Source organism: Ruegeria sp. AB11, assembly GCF_056536325.1.
On the sequence record NZ_JBQFJO010000001.1, the window covers coordinates 1,002,626 to 1,019,854 of the forward strand.

A 17,229-nucleotide genomic window follows, 5' to 3' on the forward strand; every position below is an offset into this window, starting at 1 on the left:
AGACAGGGAGATATGCAACATGCGAACCCGTGCAGCCGTTGCCGTTCAGGCAGGCAAACCTTTGGAAGTGATGGACGTGAACCTTGAAGGCCCCAAAGCGGGTGAGGTTCTGGTCGAGATCAAGGCGACAGGCATCTGTCACACCGATGAGTTCACCCTGTCGGGGGCGGATCCTGAGGGCCTGTTTCCCGCCATTCTGGGCCACGAAGGTGCAGGTGTGGTGGTCGAGGTTGGTCCGGGCGTGACCAGCCTAAAGCCGGGTGATCACGTCATTCCGCTTTACACTCCTGAATGTCGTGAGTGTGAATACTGCCTGCACCCTAAGACCAACCTGTGCCAGGCAATCCGTGAGACGCAGGGCCAAGGCCTCATGCCCGATGGCACTTCGCGTTTTTCGACGTTGGATGGTGATCCGATCCTGCACTACATGGGCTGCTCGACATTCTCGAACCACACGGTTCTGCCTGAAATCGCACTGGCCAAAGTGCGCGAGGACGCGCCTTTCGACAAGATTTGCTATATCGGCTGCGGTGTCACCACCGGTATCGGTGCTGTTATTAACACCGCCAAGGTGGAAATCGGCAGCCGTGCCATCGTGTTCGGTTTGGGCGGTATCGGCCTGAACGTCATTCAGGGCCTTCGTCTAGCCGGAGCCGATCAGATCGTCGGTGTCGACCTCAACCCGGCCAAGGTGGAAATGGCCACCAAGTTCGGCATGACTGATTTCGTCAATCCGTCCGAAGTGGAAGGTGATCTGGTGCCTTATCTGGTTAACCTAACCAAGGGCGGCGCGGACTATACCTTTGACGCCACCGGTAATGTCGGCGTGATGCGCGCTGCACTTGAGTCAGCCCACAAAGGCTGGGGTGAATCGATCATCATCGGGGTGGCGCCTGCAGGTGCCGAAATCTCGACCCGTCCGTTCCAACTGGTTACGGGCCGCTCATGGCGTGGTACCGCATTTGGCGGCGCGCGTGGCCGGACCGACGTTCCGAAGATCGTCGATTGGTACATGGACGGAAAAATCGAGATTGATCCAATGATCACACACACCATGGGCCTGGATGACATCAACCACGGCTTTGACCTGATGCATAAGGGAGAGAGCATCCGATCGGTCGTCGTTTACTAAGGCTTTAAACCAATCGAACAAGCAGATGCGGCGCGCTTTCGGGCGCGCCGCTTTCATTCTCCCGGTCGTGTTGCGCCTGTGTCCGAGCGTGGGGATCGCACGCGCAATACCGGCGTATTGGCCGAAGTCGTGTTCGCCCGGCTTTCACGCCAAACCACAAAAACACCAGAAGCGATGATGATGCTTGCGCCGACCGCGACCCAGATGTCCGGGTGTTCGCCAAAGAATATCACGCCGAAAATCGTAGCCCAGATGATTTGGCTATACTGGCTGGGGGCAACGGCGCCTGCCGGAGCGGCTCGGTAGGCGAGGATAATCAGGTGCTGTGCAATCACTGAGAGCACGCCGACTAATGCCATCATCGCCAGATGCAGCAGTGAGGGTGGTTGATACACTGCTGGTTGGGCGATGCTCATGACCACAATGGCGAGCAGCATCGGGTAGAGGATCAGAACAGCCGACCGCTCTTCATTGCCGATCTTGCGGACCAGAACCGAGGCGAACGCGCTGCAGAAGGCTGCGGACAGGGCTGCCAGATGGCCCAATGTAATATCGGTTGCGCCGGGGCGCAGGACGATCAGGACACCGATCAGGCCGACACCGACTGCAGCCCATCTCTGAGCGCGGACCACTTCGCCAAGAATTGGGATCGAGAGGACGGTAACGATCAGAGGGAAGGAAAACAGCAGCGAATAGACCTCGGCCAGTGGCAGGACCGAAAAGGCGTAGAACGCGCAGGACATCGCAGTGACCATCAAGGCGGATCGCAGCAACACCAGCCAAGGGTGGTGCGGCAAGAAGTTGCCAGTTGTTCTGTCAGCCAGAATAGTCACTGCCATCGGAACGAACGAAAACAAAGTGGCAAAGAAAATAATCTGCAATACCGAATAGGTACCGCCCAACACTTTGATGAACACATCATGGGTGGCAAAGACGGCAAAGCCCAGGAACGCAAAGGCTAGCCCACGAAGGGTGGAGTTCTGAGCGCTCATGTCAGAGGCCTCAATCACGGAAGAATTCGTTTGGGGTGTTTGTTGGTTGCTTAGACTCAATTTGCCGCGACGGGTAGCCCTAATTTTACCGCTAACATCTCTTGGCAAGCTGCATTGCAAAATTTGCAATGCGCAGGAAACGGGTCGAACCAGCGGTAAGCGATGGTCATGATCTCTCAAAATCAAGGAGATACATCATGTACAGGATTTCAGCGTTACCGACCGAACAGGTTCAAGCCTACCGTTTCGGCAGGCCTGATGGTTATGGAAACCCGCCAGAGCGCGCAATTTCTGACGGCGGGGGAAATCCTTGCCGTCATTGCTTGAAATACATACCAGAGGGCAAAGAGATGCTAGTACTAGCGCATAGGCCCTTTGCGGAAACTCAGCCCTATGCGGAAACCGGCCCGATCTTTCTATGTGCCGAACCTTGCGCGCGCCACGAGGATGAAGATGGGGTTCCCGAAACGCTGATCAGCTCGCCGAACTACTTGATCAAAGGGTATGGATCGGACGATCGTATCGTCTATGGTACCGGCATCATTGCGCCTCAAGCGCAGTTTCAGGAAGCGGTCGCGAACATATTTGACCGTGCTGACGTTGCATACATCCATGTACGATCAGCGCTGAACAACTGCTATCACGCGCGGATTGATCGTGCCTAAAGCTTGACGCGATGCATCCCGCGACGCGGTTGGTTCGGGTCGTCGACTGGCAGGTCGTCGGCCCGGCTGGACGTGAGAGCGAGGAACACATCCTCAAGATCGGCCTCTTCGGTTCGCACATCCTGAATGCGGATACCGGCCTGACGTACTGCCTCCAGTACCTGCTCAGCCGTGGTCAGATTGCTGTGATACTGTAGCACAAGATCGCCATTCTCACGTTGTGCCGCAGTCACGTTTTCTGCCGTTGGAAGAGCCTGAATAGGGCGATCCGGCACAATCACCATTGTCCTGCTGTCCATGCGGCCCAACAGATTGGCGGTGCTGTCCTGCGCGATCTTTTCGCCGTGATTGATGATGGCGATCTCATCACACATCTCCTGCGCTTCTTCCAAGTAATGCGTGGTCAGGATGATGGTCATGCCCTGTTCGTTCAGCTTGCGCACATTGGCCCACAGCATCTGCCGTAGTTCGATATCCACGCCCGCGGTCGGCTCGTCCAACACCAGAATCTTCGGATGATGCACCAACGCCTTTGCCAGCAGTAGACGCCGCCGCATGCCTCCCGACAGCGTGCGGGCATAGGCCTCGGCCTTGTCGGCAAGCCCTACGAGGTCGAGGATTTGGTCGCTGCGCCGGTCTGCCTTGGGAATACCGTACAGTCCGGCCTGAACCTCCAATGCGCCGCGCGGTGTGAAAAACGGATCCAGGTTCAATTCTTGCGGCATCACGCCAATGGCGGCGCGGGATTGGCGCGGGTTCCGATCCTGATCAAAGCCCCAGATCGAGACGCTGCCCCAGGTTTTGACCACCAGCCCCGCCAGAATGTTGATCAGAGTCGATTTACCGGCGCCGTTCGGGCCAAGCAGGCCGAACACTGATCCCCGGGGCACTGTCAGATCGATACCTTTCAGCGCCTGTTTCTCGGGCTGACCCTTGCTGCCGCGATAGGTCTTGCGCAGCGCGTTGATTGTGATTGCCGCATCGGCCATGTGGCCCTTGCCCCCGGATTGCTCATCGCTCATAAACGCACCTAATACATGCCCGCGAGGCCGACAACCAAAGAAGGATCGACAGCCGTGACCATCGAAGCGCCGGAAACCAAGATTGTCGACACAACCCGCGTCGCCTGCGATGGCGGAGAGGGTGCACTGGGCCATCCGCGTGTCTGGCTGCAGATCCCTGAAGACACCGGCTGGGTCGAGTGCTCTTATTGCGATTGCAAGTACGTGCTGCGCGGAGCGGTCTCTGGCCAGGGCGCTTAAGGGCGGCCAGGAAGGCGTGCGGTCGTAATTGGCGAGGATAGATGATGCTGTTCACAGCCAAAACGATTGACCTTTCCGAGAGCCAGCCAATTGCCAACGGGACCGTTCGCAGTGTCTTTGATTTTCCCGGACAACCCGACCTTCTGATCAAGGTTTTCACCCGATCTCAAGACCGCGTTTCGCACAGGCTTGGCAAGCGACTCGTGTGGAGACTTTTCCCCGAGGCGCAATATCGCAGCACCCTGAAAGAACTGGAATGCGAGCTTCGCGTGTCGCTGAAACTCGGGGCGGATATTGAGCACTCCCCCTTGTCCAGAATGTTGGGCGTGGTTCAGACCACGCGCGGGGCGGGCGTGGTTGTGGAGCGCATCGCAGGCCTTGATGGCGGGCTTGCGCCCAAGCTTAGTGAAGTTTGTCGCGGCGGGTTGGACGCCACGGCGTTGGAGGCACTGAATGTTTTTGTCGGGCAGATGTTCGACCTTCATATTGTCGCGCGCGACATTAAACGCTCGAATATCGTATACGGGACGCGGGGCGCCGGCCAAGCCTGTTTCCTGATAGACGGATATGGGGAGCGGAACCTCATCCCGCTGCGCAGTCTGTCCCAACGTCTGAATGATCGCTCACTGAACAAACAGTTTGCGTTGATTGCGCAAAATGCGGGTTTGACGTGGAATGCGGATAAGCGCAATTTTTCGAATAGCTAAGGCCAGACCTCGGGCAAATTAGGTCGCAACGAATTGGCCAAGCGGCCTCGTCTTTCGTTCAACCCTTCTGTACAACTTGGCGCAACCCAGCGCAGGAGCCTCATATGACTAGCACCCAATTCGGAAAAGGCTGCCATCTGCATCTCATTGATGGATCAGCTTTTATCTTCCGCGCCTATCATGCGCTGCCGCCTTTGACGCGGAAATCGGATGGGTTGCCGATTGGGGCCGTGTCGGGATTCTGCAATATGCTGCAGAAATATGTCGAAGGAAATTCCGGTCCTGATGCGCCGACTCATGTGGCGGTGATCTTTGACAAAGGCTCGCACACGTTCCGGAATGATCTGTACGACTTGTACAAAGCCAACCGTGAGGCGATGCCCGAGGATTTGCGCCCGCAGATGCCGCTGACCCGAGAGGCAACGAAGGCCTTCAATATCGCCTGCAAAGAGCTTGAGGGGTACGAGGCCGATGACATCATCGCCACCCTCGCCGTTCAGGCGCGTGAGGCCGGTGGGCGGGTGACCATTGTCAGCTCTGACAAGGACCTCATGCAGCTGGTGGGCGGCGGTGTTGAGATGCTGGATGCGATGAAGAACAAGCGCATTGATCGCGATGGAGTCGTCGAGAAGTTCGGCGTCGGGCCCGAACGAGTTGTGGATGTACAGGCTTTGGCTGGGGATTCAGTGGATAACGTGCCGGGTGCCCCGGGCATTGGCGTAAAAACCGCCGCGCTGCTGATCAATGAATATGGCGATCTGGAAACCCTGCTGGATCGCGCGGAAGAGATCAAACAGCCCAAGCGTCGTCAGACCCTCATCGAAAAGCGCGACCAGATCGAGCTGTCGAAGAAGCTGGTGCAGTTGGACGAAAACACCCCACTAGATTTCACGCTGGATGATTTGGAGGTGAAAGATCCCGATGCAGAGACCCTGCTGGGTTTTCTCGCTGAGATGGAGTTCCGCACCCTCACCAAGCGCATCGCCGACAAGCTGGGGGCCGAAGCCCCGGTGATCGCAGATGCCCCTGCGCCTGTTGAAGCGGAAGAGGCCGAGGCCCTGCCGTTTGACGCCTCGAAATACGAATGCGTGCGCGATGCTGCTGCTTTGCAGAAATGGATCGATCAGGCCTATGAGCGTGGCTGGATCGCGGTAGATACAGAGACCACCGGCCTGAATGAAATGATCGCCGATCTGGTGGGTATCTCTCTATGTGTAGAGGCCGGTGAGGCCTGCTACATCCCGTTGACCCATCGCGAAAGCGCGACCGATGATCTGTTTGGCTCCGACGCGATGGCCGATGGACAGATGCCGATGGATGAGGCTTTAAACCTGCTGAAACCGATGTTTGAGGATCCATCGATCCTGAAGATCGGACAGAACATGAAATACGACGCCAAGATCTTTAAGCGATACGGCGTCGACGTCGCCCCCATCGATGACACGATGCTAATGTCATACGCCATGCACGGCGGTGAGCATGGGCATGGCATGGATACGCTGTCGGAACGCTATCTGAGCCACACGCCGATCCCGATCAAGCCATTGCTGGGGTCCGGCAAGTCGGCGATCACCTTCGACAAGGTTCCGATTGACGAGGCTACGGCCTACGCTGCCGAAGACGCGGATATCACCCTGCGTCTGTGGGAGCTGTTCAAGCCTCAACTGCATCAGGTGCAGGTGACCACGGTTTACGAAACCCTCGAACGTCCATTGGTGCCGGTTCTCAAAGAAATGGAGATGCACGGCATCAAGGTCGACCGCGATGTTCTTAGCCGCATGTCCAACGCCTTTGCTCAGAAAATGGCCGGGTTAGAGGCTGAAATTCACGAATTGGCTGGTGAGAGCTTTAACGTTGGTTCGCCTGCGCAGCTGGGCGAGATCCTGTTCGACAAGATGGGTCTTGAGGGAGGCAAGAAGGGCAAAACCGGGAAATATTCGACCGGGGCCGATATCCTGGAGGATCTTGCCACCGAACATGAACTTCCCCGTCGGGTGTTGGACTGGAGGCAGCTCTCCAAGCTGAAATCAACCTATACCGACGCGCTGCAAACACATATCAATCCGGATACAGGCCGTGTGCATACGTCTTATTCGATCACCGGGGCGAACACGGGCCGTCTGGCCTCAACTGATCCCAACCTACAGAACATCCCGGTACGGACGGAAGAAGGGCGTCGCATTCGTGAGGCGTTTATTGCTGAGCCGGGCAATTTGATGGTCAGTTTGGACTACAGCCAGATCGAGCTGAGGATATTGGCTCATATTGCGGATATTTCGACCCTGAAGCAGGCGTTTTCGGATGGTTTGGATATTCATGCCATGACCGCATCCGAGATGTTCGATGTGCCATTGGATGAGATGACGCCTGATATCCGCCGTCAGGCAAAGGCGATCAACTTTGGCGTGATCTATGGCATCTCGGGTTTTGGCCTGGCCCGTAATCTGCGCATACCGCGCGCCGAGGCGCAGGGGTTCATTGATCGCTATTTCGAACGTTTCCCAGGTATTCGGACCTATATGGACGACACTGTCGCATTCGCCAAAGAACATGGCTATGTGCAGACCCTGTTCGGGCGGAAGATCCATACGCCAGAAATAAACGCAAAAGGCCCGCATGCAGGCTTCTCAAGAAGGGCCGCGATTAACGCTCCAATTCAGGGTACGGCAGCGGACGTGATCCGCCGCGCGATGGTGCGGATGCCTGATGCGATCAACGGATTGCCCGCCAAAATGTTGCTGCAGGTTCATGACGAATTGTTGTTCGAGGTGGCTGAGGATGCCGTGGATCAAACGATCTCAATCGCGCGCGATGTGATGGAGGGGGCGTCGGACCCAGCTGTCAAACTGGACGTTAAACTGTCTGTCGACGCCGGTCAGGGTGCAAACTGGGCCGAAGCGCACTAAGGGCGGCGCTGCTCATCAGGCCTCGGGCCTGACCAGGCGCGCGATTAGTCGTTTTACGGATGGTCCCAGCGTCAGGATTACTGTGAAGGCGATTGGCCAGCAAAATGCCCATGAACCCATCCAATCCGCGAATGTCGACGGACCGAAGCCAATAGCCTTGAGCGTTGCGATACCCGTGACGACGCAAGACATCAGGCCCGACATGATCAGGGCGAACAAAGCATTGGCAAAACGGGCGGGGATCATGAATGGTGTCCTTGGGTGTCGATGTTTTCAATTGCGACATTTCAGGAAGAAAATCCAGCCTTCTTCATGGCTTTACTGACGTAACCAGATCAAAGTGTCTTCGGTTCGCCGGGTTGAGGGCGTGTATTCGGCGCTGACCCAACCCTGATAATCAGATTGATCCATCGCCTTAAACAGGGCCGCGAAATCCATTTCACCTCGTCCGGGTTCCGAGCGATCTGGCGCGGCCCCAATCTGTGCGTGGACGATCTGAGCCTTGAAGCGGTCCCAGATTGTAAGCGCGTCGCCGTGGATCATTTGCGCGTGAAAGCTGTCATATTGCAGGCCAACATTTGACCGTTCAACGTGATCGAGAACGTCTGCGGCAAGCTCATAGTCATTCAAGAAGTAGTCAGGTTGTGAAACGGGACTGAGTGGCTCGATCGTGAACATTTGGTCGGGCGCGAAATCTGCGGCCCATTGCAGGTTTTCAACAAAGCACGCAAGTGCTTCTTCTCCCGAGGCGTATCCCGCCATTACATGGATATATTGAGGCTTTAGAACTTTAGCATAGCGCAGAACGCGCCGGATGTCGGATTGAAATCGGGCTGTGCCACCGGGAACGGCCGCATATCCCGGCTCGCCACCAGCATAGTTTGGCGGTGGAGCGTTGATCAGCACCAGTTCAAGCCCGTTCGCCAATAGCGCCCTGCGGGTTTCCTTGGCGGCCAGATCGTAAGGAAACAGAATTTCAACCGCCGTAAACCCGGCCTGTGCGGCGGCTGAAAACCGGTCGAGATAGGGCAACTCTGTAAATAACAGCGAAAGATTGGCGGCAAATTTGGGCATTGGGTGCGCGGTCTCCTGAGTGTCTGAGCATATCGACCAAGTTAGGCGGCTAAAAGAGACGGAAAACGACAGTTTGTCGAAAATCGGCCAGATCAATGGCTTCGAATCAGAAAACCTTTGGTTCAAGCGGTGCCTCGGTGCAGGGGGCTGCGTCAACAAAAGGTCTGAATACGATGGCAATGAGCCCTGAACCCGCGCGCGGGAACACCCTTGCTGTATCCGATAACAGTCAAGCCGCGTTTGCCGGGAACACGTTAGCGGTTGCATCAATGTTGACCTGGGCGGCGGGTTTTCCAGCCGCTGAAGTTTTACTGCAAACCTGGCCGCCAATAGCGCTGTTTGCGGCGCGTATGATGCTTGCGGTTCTGGTGATAATGCCGATCTGGATACTGTTGGATGGGCCAGCGCGCGTTCTGCGCGCCCGCTGGGGGCATGCATTTTTTGTTGGCGGTTTGGGGATTGGAACAGGGATGTTTCTAATCCTGGTCGCGCAAAAGCTGACCGACCCGGTCACGGTTGCAATCATCGCTTCTTGCGCACCTCTGATCGCGACGTTGTTGGAACTGGCAGCAGGGACACGACGATTGAGGTGGAAGTTTGCGCTAGGCATGGGAATTTCGATTATAGGCGGATTGATTGCGACCAGCGCGGTCGCGCCTGCGCAGTTGGGGATCGGTGCGGTTTGCGCAGTGGTGTCGACCGCGCTGTTTTGTTGGGCCAGCATGGCAACGGCGCGCGATTTCCCCGAGCTCAGCCAGCTGGGCCGTTGCACAATAACGCTTGTCGGAGGGTTGCTGACCGCGGTCGTACTGTTGCCGGTAGCCGGTTTTCTGGGGTTTGAAGTCATGCCCACACGGTCGGTCGACGCAGCACAGATGGGAATGTTGGTTTTCTATGCACTGTTCTCACTGGGTCTGAGCCAATTTTTCTTCATCGCATCTGTTGGGAAATTGGGAGTGGCGCTGGCCTCATTCCATATCAACATCGCGCCATTTTACGTGATGGTGATCATGATGGCGTTGGGAGAAGAGTGGAACTGGACCCGTGCGCTGGGTGCAGCGATAGTGGCGCTGGCGGTGGTGTTGGCACAAGACCGAAAGCCGCGACCGGTTCAATCTTCAAGTGCAGCAGAGGCGATCAGCGGGAAAAACTGACCTTCGGACCAGACCCCGAACCAACCGTCATGATGGTTGCCGATCTCAACCAATCGGTAAAAGCTCTTGCGATCGATGCGCGCCTCCAGGTTGTCGCGAACCAATATGTAGGGTGACGGCTCATCTGTTTCCGCATCAAATACAATGCGGATTGGGTGATTGGGCCCGGCAGTGGCTGTATCGCCCACCTGCGTGGTAAACGTCAGGCGTTGGGCGTAACCCTCACCATCCTGATCGAAATCGACGGCGATGAACGGCGCATCCTCGACGGTGATTCCCACCTTTTCGACCGGGGTAACCAGAAAATACTTGCCCTCTTCTTTCTTAAGAATTGAGGAAAATAGCTTCACAAGCTCGAACCGGGTGATGGGTGACCCTAGATAACTCCAAGTGCCATCTTTTGCGATCCGGATGTCCAGATCGCCGCAAAACGGAGGATTCCACAGGTGAACAGGCGGTAAACCCTGTTTTTGGGCCGCTTTGACCGATGCCGCCAGACCGTCGGGTGAAGGGGTCACGGGTTTTTGTCCGCTCATTGCTTTTGCCATTTCCTCTCAGCGCGATACACTTCAACCATAACAGTCTACGGAAGGGAACCTCATGTCCGAACCTGCCGACCTCGTGTCCGAGATCGAAGCGCTGGAAAACAAGCTGCAAGCGGCCAAAGCCTCGATCACCCGCCGCTTTATCGGGCAGGAAAAGGTCGTCGATCTGACCTTGACCGCCTTGTTGTGCGGCGGTCACGCGTTGTTGATCGGATTGCCGGGGCTTGGCAAGACACGGCTGGTCGAGACGCTGTCGACGGTCATGGGCCTGCATGGCAATCGCATCCAGTTCACCCCGGACCTTATGCCAGCGGATATTCTGGGATCCGAAGTATTGGACACAGCCGAGGATGGCAGCCGTCATTTCCGGTTCATTTCCGGCCCGATCTTCTGCCAGCTGCTGATGGCGGATGAGATCAACCGCGCTAGCCCGCGGACCCAATCAGCGCTGCTGCAGGCGATGCAGGAACGCACGGTGACCGTTGCAGGAGAGGATAGGGACTTGGGCGTGCCATTCCATGTGCTGGCCACGCAGAACCCGATTGAGCAGGAGGGGACCTACCCGCTGCCCGAAGCTCAGCTGGACCGTTTCCTTGTGCAGGTTGATGTGGAATATCCGGATCGCCAAACCGAACGCGACATTCTGCTGGCCACAACCGGTGTCGAAGAAGCAGAGGCGCATCAGATTTTCACTAAGGAAGAATTACTGGCCGCACAGGTTCTGTTGCGTCGGATGCCGGTTGGAGAGTCGGTTGTCGAACTGATCCTCGATCTGGTCCGTGCCTTCCGCCCGGATGAGGCAGGCGCGTCCGAGCGGGTGAGGGAAACCGTCGCTTGGGGTCCCGGCCCACGCGCAGCGCAGGCGCTGATGATGACCGTACGTGCCAATGCGATGCTGGAAGGTCGACTGGCCCCCAATGCCGAGGATGTGCTGACCATGGCGCGCCCGGTTCTCAGCCACCGCATGGCGCTGAACTTTGCAGCCCGAGCACGAGGCGACAGCCTGTCTGACCTGATCGAGTCCACCGCTGCCGGTCTGGTCCGTACCGAGGCTGCGGCGTGAACGCCGCCCAGACCCTACGCGAACGATCCGAGGCCGAGGCGTCCCGGCTGCCACCCCTTTTGGCGCGCGCCGAACATCTGGCCGGAACCGTGTTATTGGGAGATCACGGGCGCAGACGCTCGGGTCTGGGGGATGATTTCTGGCAATACCGTCCAGCGCAAATCGGCGACAGTCGCCGGATGATTGACCATAGGCGCTCGGCCCGTGGCGACCAGCAGTTTGTGCGCGAACGTGAATGGCAGATTGCGCAGTCGATCATGCTTTGGGTCGATCAGGGTGCGTCGATGCGGTTTGCTTCAGACAAGACCTTGCCAACCAAGATCGACCGCGCCCGCCTGCTGGGGCTCGCAACGGCCATCCTGCTGGTGCGAGGCGGTGAACGCGTTGGTTTGACGGGAACAACCCTGCCCCCACGCAGGGGCAATGCACAGATCATAAGATTGGCGCAGGCCTGGTCTGAGGATTCGCAAACCGATTATGCTCCACCCGAACACCGCGCGATGATTCCGCATGCGCGCGCAGTGTTTATCTCGGATTTCCTGGGACCGCTGGATGAGGTTGAGTTGGCGCTTACCAAAGCAGCCGACCGAGGTGTTCGCGGCGTTCTAATGCAGCTTCTGGATCCCAGCGAGGAGTCTTTTCCCTATTCCGGGCGTACCATCTTTGAAAGCGTCGGCGGCACTGCCCGGCATGAGACTTTGAAAGCTGCAGACCTACGAGATCGCTATCTGGATCGCCTTGCACGGCGTAAAGACGCATTGACGCATCTTTGCCGCGCGACCGGCTGGCAGATGGGGCTGCACCATACGGGTGAAAGTGCACAATCGGCTCTATTGTGGCTCTATCGCGCCTTGGATGGGGGGGCGCAATGACAGTTCTGGCGGGCATTGGCTTTACCGCGCCTTGGGTGCTGCTGGGGCTTTTGACCCTGCCGATCCTTTGGTTGATCCTGCGCGCTGTCCCACCAGCGCCCATCCGCCGCCTGTTCCCGGCTGTGACGTTGTTGTTGGGCCTGAAGGATGACGAAAGTGTCTCGGACCGCACGCCGTGGTGGTTGTTGCTGCTCAGAATGCTGGCGGCTGCGGCAATCATCATCGGGCTGGCAGGGCCGGTACTAAATCCCTCGCGCGATGAGGCCGGATCCGGGCCGTTGCTGCTGGTGCTGGATGCCAGCTGGGCAGGTGCGACGCGCTGGTCATCGACGCTGGATCAGATCGATGCACAACTGACCGAAGCCGGCCGTGCTGGTCGCCCGGTCTCGATCTTACGCCTGACCGAACCTGAGCCCCCTGTGTTTCAGGCCGCCGAAGCTTGGCGCGGGCGATTGCCAGGTCTTACACCGATGCCTTGGCAACCTACCGGAGCACAGATTCCCCAAACTTTGGCCGCACTGGAGCAGGTAGAAGGTGGTTTTGACACCCACTGGTTCTCTGATCAGTTGTTGTTTGAGGGTCATGATCGTCTGGTTTCGGCCCTGCAGGGGCGGGGCGAAGTGATCGTTTATCAATCCCCCGCATCCGCGACCGCGATCCTGCCTGCAACGTATCAGGACGGAGCGATCCAGCTTCGCGTTCTACGTGCCAATCCGGGCCCAGCCGAAAGCGTTACTGTGCTGGCGCAAGGGCGCGATCCAGCGGGCGCGATGCGCGTGCTGCAATCCACGTCACTGGAGTTTGAAAGCGGCTCTACACAGGCGCAAATCGATCTCGCGCTGCCCTCGGAATTGCGCGCCCGAATTACACGGTTCGAGCTTCAGGGCCAGCGCTCTGCCGGTGCGGTGACCCTAACAGATGACAGCCTGAGGCGGCGCGAAGTGGCGCTGATTGCAGGCACGCTGAACCGCGAAGGGTTGGAGCTGCTTTCACCGCTCCACTATTTGACACAGGTGTTGATCCCAACCGCTGATTTTGTTGAAGGAGGTTTGACCGAAGTCCTCCCCGCCAACCCGGATGTGATCGTGCTGGCGGATGTGGCGAAGCTTTCTGATTCAGAACAGGCTGATGTCATTGAGTGGGTTGAACAAGGCGGCCTTCTGCTGCGCTTTGCTGGACCGCGTATGGCCGCAAGCGATCTGGGTCGAGATGAAGAAGATGATTTGTTGCCGGTGCGTCTGCGTAGCGGTGGCCGTTCCGTCGGCGGCGCGATGAGTTGGGGCGAGGCCAAGGGTTTAGCGCCGTTCTCAGAAAACTCGCCATTCTACGGGCTAACCATACCCGCGGATGTCACGGTAACAACTCAGGTGATGGCACAACCAGACCCTAATCTGGCCGATCGGGTGATTGCGTCACTCTCCGATGGTACGCCTTTGGTTACCCGCAAACCCTTAGGATTGGGGCAGGTGGTGCTGTTCCATGTTACGGCGGATGCGGAATGGTCAAGCCTGCCTCTATCTGGCCTATTTGTGGAGATGTTGGACCGGTTGGCCGTCGCTTCTGCCGCCAAATCTCGGCAAGAGGCGCAGATGCAGGGAACAGTGTGGGAGCCGGTTCAGATACTGGATGGTTTTGGTACTCTGACCGATGCCGGAACATTGGCCGGCGTGGATGGGGTCGAGCTGGTCTCGGGCCAGATCGGACCAGACTTGCGCCCGGGCCTTTATGAAAGCGGCAAGCAGAAACTTGCACGGAATGTGTTGGCCGAGGATGCGGTGCTGACGCCAGCCGTTTGGCCTACCGATGTCCCGATCCGGGGGCAGGATATCACAACAGAGACGCCGTTGGCGGGTCTGTTGCTTAGCCTTTCGCTTGTGCTGTTGACGATTGACGTGATCGCGTCATTGGCTCTTTCCGGACGTTTGGGTCTGGCGCGCGCGGCAGCCGTGATGCTGGGCGCATTGCTGGTTGTTCCGGATGCGCAGGCGCAGACGCCGGATGATACCGATTTCGCGCTGAATGCGACGCAGGAACTCGTGCTGGCGCATGTCCTGACGGGCGATGCGCAAGTAGATGATATCGCGCTGGCTGGGCTGCGCGGGCTCGTGCAAATGCTGCATTATCGCACCTCGGTCGAGCCTGCTGATCCCATCGGGGTCGATCTGGAACGCGATGAGCTTGCGTTCTTTCCACTGCTTTATTGGCCGATCACAACCGATCAGCCGCAACCTTCGGCCGAGGCCTATGCCAAGCTCAACGCCTATCTGCGATCAGGCGGGATGATCCTGTTTGACACGCGCGACGCCGACATCGCTGGCTTCGGGGCGTCAAGCCCAAATGGGCGCAAGCTGCAGCAATTGGCTGCGCCGCTAAATATTCCCTCATTAGAGCCGGTTCCGCGTGATCATGTTCTCACTCGCGCCTTTTATCTGCTGCAGGATTTCCCCGGTCGCTATTCCGGCACCGAAGTCTGGGTCGAAGCCGCGCCGCCGAATGCCGAGCAGATCGAGGGGATGCCGTTCCGCAATCTCAATGACAACGTGACTCCGGTAGTGATCGGGGGCAATGACTGGGCCGGGGCCTGGGCGGTGGATCGCAACGGTCAGTCCCTGTTGCCTGTGGGTCGCGGCTATGCTGGCGAACGGCAACGTGAACTGGCCCATCGCTTTGGCGTTAATCTGGTGATGCATGTACTGACCGGAAACTACAAATCCGATCAGGTCCACGTGCCCGCCCTTTTGGATAGGTTGGGGCAATGACCGGTACCGTCATCTTTGATCCGCTGATCCCATGGCCCGTCTTGGCCGTTGTCGCCGCCATCGCGCTTGCCGGGGTAGTGCTGGCGCTCTGGCGTGGCTTGTCGGGTTGGGCGTTGCGTGGTTTGGCTGCTTTGGTTGTCCTCTCCGCACTTAGCGGCCCAGTTTATCAGGTCGAGGATCGCGCGCCGCTGACGGATATCGTGCTGATGATCGAAGATGAAAGCGCCAGCCAAACCCTGTCGGATCGTGCTGAACAGACCATTCAGGCCGCAAACGAGCTTGCGGCTGAAATCGAAGCCCGCGACAATACTGAGCTACGCCGCATACGGGTTGATGACGGCGACGGGGATGAGGGCACGCAAGTCATGGCCGCTCTGAACGCGGCCCTCGCCGAAGAACCCCGGGCGCGGATTGCAGGCATCATCGTGGTTTCAGACGGTATAGTGCACGACGCAGACCAAGCTCCTGACCTACCTGCGCCGATGCACTTGTTACAGACAGGGCGTGCGAGTGACTGGGATCGCCGGCTGATCGTGCGCAATGCACCTGCCTTCGCCATAATCGGAGAGCCTGTAACGCTTACCCTGCGCGTCGAGGATACCGGCGTAGCGCCTGTCGGTGTCACAAACGCCCCGCTTGAGATCTCGGTCGACGGTGCTGAGCCTGAGCGCTTCACCATTCCCATCGGTGTGGACGTAGAGTTGCCGATTACCTTGCCGCATGGTGGGCGAAACGTCATCCAGTTCTCGGTTCCGCAGGCCGAAGGCGAGTTGACCGAACGCAACAACACCGCCCTTATCCAGATGAACGGCGTGCGGGATCGTCTGCGCGTCTTGCTGGTATCGGGCGAGCCGCATCCCGGAGGGCGCACGTGGCGCAACCTGTTGAAATCCGACAGCTCCGTTGATCTGGTCCATTTCACCATCCTGCGGCCACCGGAAAAGCAGGACGGCGTCCCGGTGGATGAACTCTCACTGATTGCCTTTCCGACGCGTGAGCTGTTTCTGGAAAAGATCAATGACTTCGACCTGATCATCTTTGACCGCTACAAGCGGCGTGGCATCCTGCCTGCGATCTATCTGGACAACGTGGGAGACTATATCGTCAATGGCGGCGCGGTGCTGGTCGCTGCGGGCCCCGATTTTGCCACCGCGGACAGCCTTTTCCGCTCTCCGCTTGGGCCAGTCCTGCCTGCAAAACCCAGCGCACGGGTCTATGAGGAACGGTATGTGCCTATGGTTACCGATCTGGGCCAGCGTCACCCAGTGACTACCGACCTGGGCGATTCTGAAACATGGGGCGCATGGCTGCGCCAGATTGACGTCAGCCAGCTATCCGGCGACATGCTCATGACCGGTGTGGATGACCGTCCGTTGCTGGTACTGGATCGCGTCGGCGAAGGACGTGTGGCGCTGATGGCCTCTGATCACGCTTGGCTGTGGAGCCGCGGTTTTGAGGGCGGTGGCCCTCAGTTGGAGCTACTCCGCAGGCTGGCCCACTGGATGATGAAAGAACCCGAGCTTGAGGAAGAGGCGCTGTGGGCCGAAGCGAATGGCCAGTCGATGCGTATCATCCGCCAGACGCTGGAGGATGAGGTTGGCCCCGTCACCGTCACCCGCCCTAACGGCGACACCTTGGATATCACGCTGAACGAGGTCTCGCCTGGTCGGTTCGAGGCGCAGTATTTCGGCCCCGAAATTGGCCTTTACCGTCTGGAAGAGGGTGAGCATTCCGCCGTGATTGGTCTTGGACCTGCCGCACCCAAGGAATTCGAACGCACTATCGCAACCGATGAAATCCTAAGCCCGGTTCTGGCCAGCCTGCGCGGCGGTACGATTTGGGTAGAAGAAGGTCTGCCCTCAATCCGGAATGTCCGAGTGGGCCGACCGGCGGCCGGGCGAGGTTGGATCGGCCTTACACCGCGTGACGCCTATGAAACCCGCGATGTAACGCAGGCCGGGTTGCTTCCACCCTGGCTGGTGCTGTTGCTGGCCGGTGGGTTCCTCTTAGCCGGTTGGTTGCGCGAGGGGCGTCGCTAACGCGGCTTAAGCACTTTTTCATGCTCTCCCGCGATGCTCTGGGCAGATTGTCGCGGGAA

General features: G+C 58.1%; 15 protein-coding genes. 10 read left to right on the forward strand and 5 right to left on the reverse strand.

Annotated elements, in window-relative coordinates:
• Positions 1 to 19: 19 nt before the first annotated feature.
• A complete protein-coding gene (locus ACR3EJ_RS05105; protein WP_010438374.1) occupies positions 20 to 1,132 on the forward strand; it encodes an S-(hydroxymethyl)glutathione dehydrogenase/class III alcohol dehydrogenase in 1,113 nt (370 codons plus the stop codon).
• 53 nt (positions 1,133 to 1,185) lie between these two features.
• On the opposite strand, the gene ACR3EJ_RS05110 is transcribed toward ACR3EJ_RS05105, so the two are convergent.
• A complete protein-coding gene (locus ACR3EJ_RS05110) occupies positions 1,186 to 2,124 on the reverse strand; it encodes a DMT family transporter (protein ID WP_010438376.1) in 939 nt (312 codons plus the stop codon).
• A gap of 197 nt (positions 2,125 to 2,321) precedes the next feature.
• On the opposite strand from ACR3EJ_RS05110, the gene ACR3EJ_RS05115 reads away from it, so the two are divergent.
• Positions 2,322 to 2,789: a DUF1203 domain-containing protein gene (locus ACR3EJ_RS05115; RefSeq protein ID WP_170542056.1), complete on the forward strand. Its 468-nt coding sequence runs from the start codon at positions 2,322 to 2,324 to the stop codon at positions 2,787 to 2,789.
• Here ACR3EJ_RS05115 and ACR3EJ_RS05120 read toward each other — a convergent pair.
• A complete protein-coding gene (locus ACR3EJ_RS05120) occupies positions 2,786 to 3,778 on the reverse strand; it encodes an ABC transporter ATP-binding protein (protein ID WP_170542673.1) in 993 nt (330 codons plus the stop codon). The two genes, ACR3EJ_RS05115 and ACR3EJ_RS05120, sit on opposite strands and share 4 nt — an antisense overlap.
• A gap of 87 nt (positions 3,779 to 3,865) precedes the next feature.
• Between ACR3EJ_RS05120 and ACR3EJ_RS05125 the strand changes: the two genes are divergently transcribed.
• The 3 genes from ACR3EJ_RS05125 (at position 3,866) to polA (ending at position 7,664) form a co-directional block, all read left to right on the forward strand.
• Positions 3,866 to 4,051, forward strand: a complete 186-nt coding sequence (locus tag ACR3EJ_RS05125) for a zinc-finger domain-containing protein (RefSeq protein ID WP_170542053.1) — start codon at positions 3,866 to 3,868, stop codon at positions 4,049 to 4,051.
• Positions 4,052 to 4,092: 41 nt separating this feature from the next.
• The gene (locus ACR3EJ_RS05130) at positions 4,093 to 4,758 is read left to right on the forward strand and encodes a YrbL family protein (RefSeq protein ID WP_480422798.1); all 666 of its coding nucleotides are present in this window, start codon (positions 4,093 to 4,095) and stop codon (positions 4,756 to 4,758) included.
• A 104-nt stretch (positions 4,759 to 4,862) separates the two neighbouring features.
• Positions 4,863 to 7,664: a DNA polymerase I gene (gene polA, locus ACR3EJ_RS05135; protein ID WP_170542050.1), complete on the forward strand. Its 2,802-nt coding sequence runs from the start codon at positions 4,863 to 4,865 to the stop codon at positions 7,662 to 7,664.
• A gap of 15 nt (positions 7,665 to 7,679) precedes the next feature.
• Here the strand turns inward: polA and ACR3EJ_RS05140 are convergent, their stop codons facing one another.
• Together ACR3EJ_RS05140 and ACR3EJ_RS05145 are read right to left on the reverse strand one after the other, a co-directional pair.
• Complete coding sequence (locus ACR3EJ_RS05140; RefSeq protein ID WP_170542047.1) at positions 7,680 to 7,910, reverse strand: DUF2798 domain-containing protein; 231 nt, start codon at positions 7,908 to 7,910, stop codon at positions 7,680 to 7,682.
• A 72-nt stretch (positions 7,911 to 7,982) separates the two neighbouring features.
• Entirely contained in the window at positions 7,983 to 8,738 is a 756-nt protein-coding gene (locus ACR3EJ_RS05145; protein WP_170542044.1) for a TIM barrel protein, read from the reverse strand.
• A gap of 95 nt (positions 8,739 to 8,833) precedes the next feature.
• Between ACR3EJ_RS05145 and ACR3EJ_RS05150 the strand changes: the two genes are divergently transcribed.
• Positions 8,834 to 9,892, forward strand: a complete 1,059-nt coding sequence (locus tag ACR3EJ_RS05150) for a DMT family transporter (protein WP_480422801.1) — start codon at positions 8,834 to 8,836, stop codon at positions 9,890 to 9,892.
• Here the strand turns inward: ACR3EJ_RS05150 and ACR3EJ_RS05155 are convergent.
• Positions 9,850 to 10,428, reverse strand: a complete 579-nt coding sequence (locus ACR3EJ_RS05155; protein WP_170542041.1) for a DUF1285 domain-containing protein — start codon at positions 10,426 to 10,428, stop codon at positions 9,850 to 9,852. The two genes, ACR3EJ_RS05150 and ACR3EJ_RS05155, sit on opposite strands and share 43 nt — an antisense overlap.
• Positions 10,429 to 10,492: 64 nt before the next feature.
• Between ACR3EJ_RS05155 and ACR3EJ_RS05160 the strand changes: the two genes are divergently transcribed.
• Genes ACR3EJ_RS05160 through ACR3EJ_RS05175 form a run of 4 tightly spaced genes read left to right on the forward strand, consistent with a single transcriptional unit; the run spans position 10,493 to position 17,170 of the window.
• Positions 10,493 to 11,500, forward strand: a complete 1,008-nt coding sequence (locus ACR3EJ_RS05160; protein WP_170542038.1) for an AAA family ATPase — start codon at positions 10,493 to 10,495, stop codon at positions 11,498 to 11,500.
• Positions 11,497 to 12,372 carry a DUF58 domain-containing protein gene (locus tag ACR3EJ_RS05165; protein WP_170542035.1) on the forward strand — a complete coding sequence of 292 codons (876 nt, stop codon included), beginning with the start codon at positions 11,497 to 11,499 and terminating at the stop codon, positions 12,370 to 12,372. The genes ACR3EJ_RS05160 and ACR3EJ_RS05165 overlap by 4 nt, the downstream gene beginning before the upstream one ends.
• Positions 12,369 to 15,131 carry a DUF4159 domain-containing protein gene (locus ACR3EJ_RS05170; protein WP_480422803.1) on the forward strand — a complete coding sequence of 921 codons (2,763 nt, stop codon included), beginning with the start codon at positions 12,369 to 12,371 and terminating at the stop codon, positions 15,129 to 15,131. The genes ACR3EJ_RS05165 and ACR3EJ_RS05170 overlap by 4 nt, the downstream gene beginning before the upstream one ends.
• Positions 15,128 to 17,170 carry a hypothetical protein gene (locus ACR3EJ_RS05175; protein WP_170703555.1) on the forward strand — a complete coding sequence of 681 codons (2,043 nt, stop codon included), beginning with the start codon at positions 15,128 to 15,130 and terminating at the stop codon, positions 17,168 to 17,170. The genes ACR3EJ_RS05170 and ACR3EJ_RS05175 overlap by 4 nt, the downstream gene beginning before the upstream one ends.
• Positions 17,171 to 17,229: the final 59 nt, after the last annotated feature.

Bases quoted from the DNA above. Each gene is read 5' to 3' on its own strand.
- ACR3EJ_RS05105 (WP_010438374.1), top strand. From the start codon at position 20: ATGCGAACCCGTGCAGCCGTTGCCGTTCAGGCAGGCAAACCTTTGGAA.
- ACR3EJ_RS05110 (WP_010438376.1), bottom strand. From the start codon at position 2,124: ATGAGCGCTCAGAACTCCACCCTTCGTGGGCTAGCCTTTGCGTTCCTG.
- ACR3EJ_RS05115 (WP_170542056.1), top strand. From the start codon at position 2,322: ATGTACAGGATTTCAGCGTTACCGACCGAACAGGTTCAAGCCTACCGT.
- ACR3EJ_RS05120 (WP_170542673.1), bottom strand. From the start codon at position 3,778: ATGGCCGATGCGGCAATCACAATCAACGCGCTGCGCAAGACCTATCGC.
- ACR3EJ_RS05130 (WP_480422798.1), top strand. From the start codon at position 4,093: ATGATGCTGTTCACAGCCAAAACGATTGACCTTTCCGAGAGCCAGCCA.
- polA (WP_170542050.1), top strand. From the start codon at position 4,863: ATGACTAGCACCCAATTCGGAAAAGGCTGCCATCTGCATCTCATTGAT.
- ACR3EJ_RS05140 (WP_170542047.1), bottom strand. From the start codon at position 7,910: ATGATCCCCGCCCGTTTTGCCAATGCTTTGTTCGCCCTGATCATGTCG.
- ACR3EJ_RS05145 (WP_170542044.1), bottom strand. From the start codon at position 8,738: ATGCCCAAATTTGCCGCCAATCTTTCGCTGTTATTTACAGAGTTGCCC.
- ACR3EJ_RS05150 (WP_480422801.1), top strand. From the start codon at position 8,834: ATGGCTTCGAATCAGAAAACCTTTGGTTCAAGCGGTGCCTCGGTGCAG.
- ACR3EJ_RS05155 (WP_170542041.1), bottom strand. From the start codon at position 10,428: ATGAGCGGACAAAAACCCGTGACCCCTTCACCCGACGGTCTGGCGGCA.
- ACR3EJ_RS05160 (WP_170542038.1), top strand. From the start codon at position 10,493: ATGTCCGAACCTGCCGACCTCGTGTCCGAGATCGAAGCGCTGGAAAAC.
- ACR3EJ_RS05170 (WP_480422803.1), top strand. From the start codon at position 12,369: ATGACAGTTCTGGCGGGCATTGGCTTTACCGCGCCTTGGGTGCTGCTG.
- ACR3EJ_RS05175 (WP_170703555.1), top strand. From the start codon at position 15,128: ATGACCGGTACCGTCATCTTTGATCCGCTGATCCCATGGCCCGTCTTG.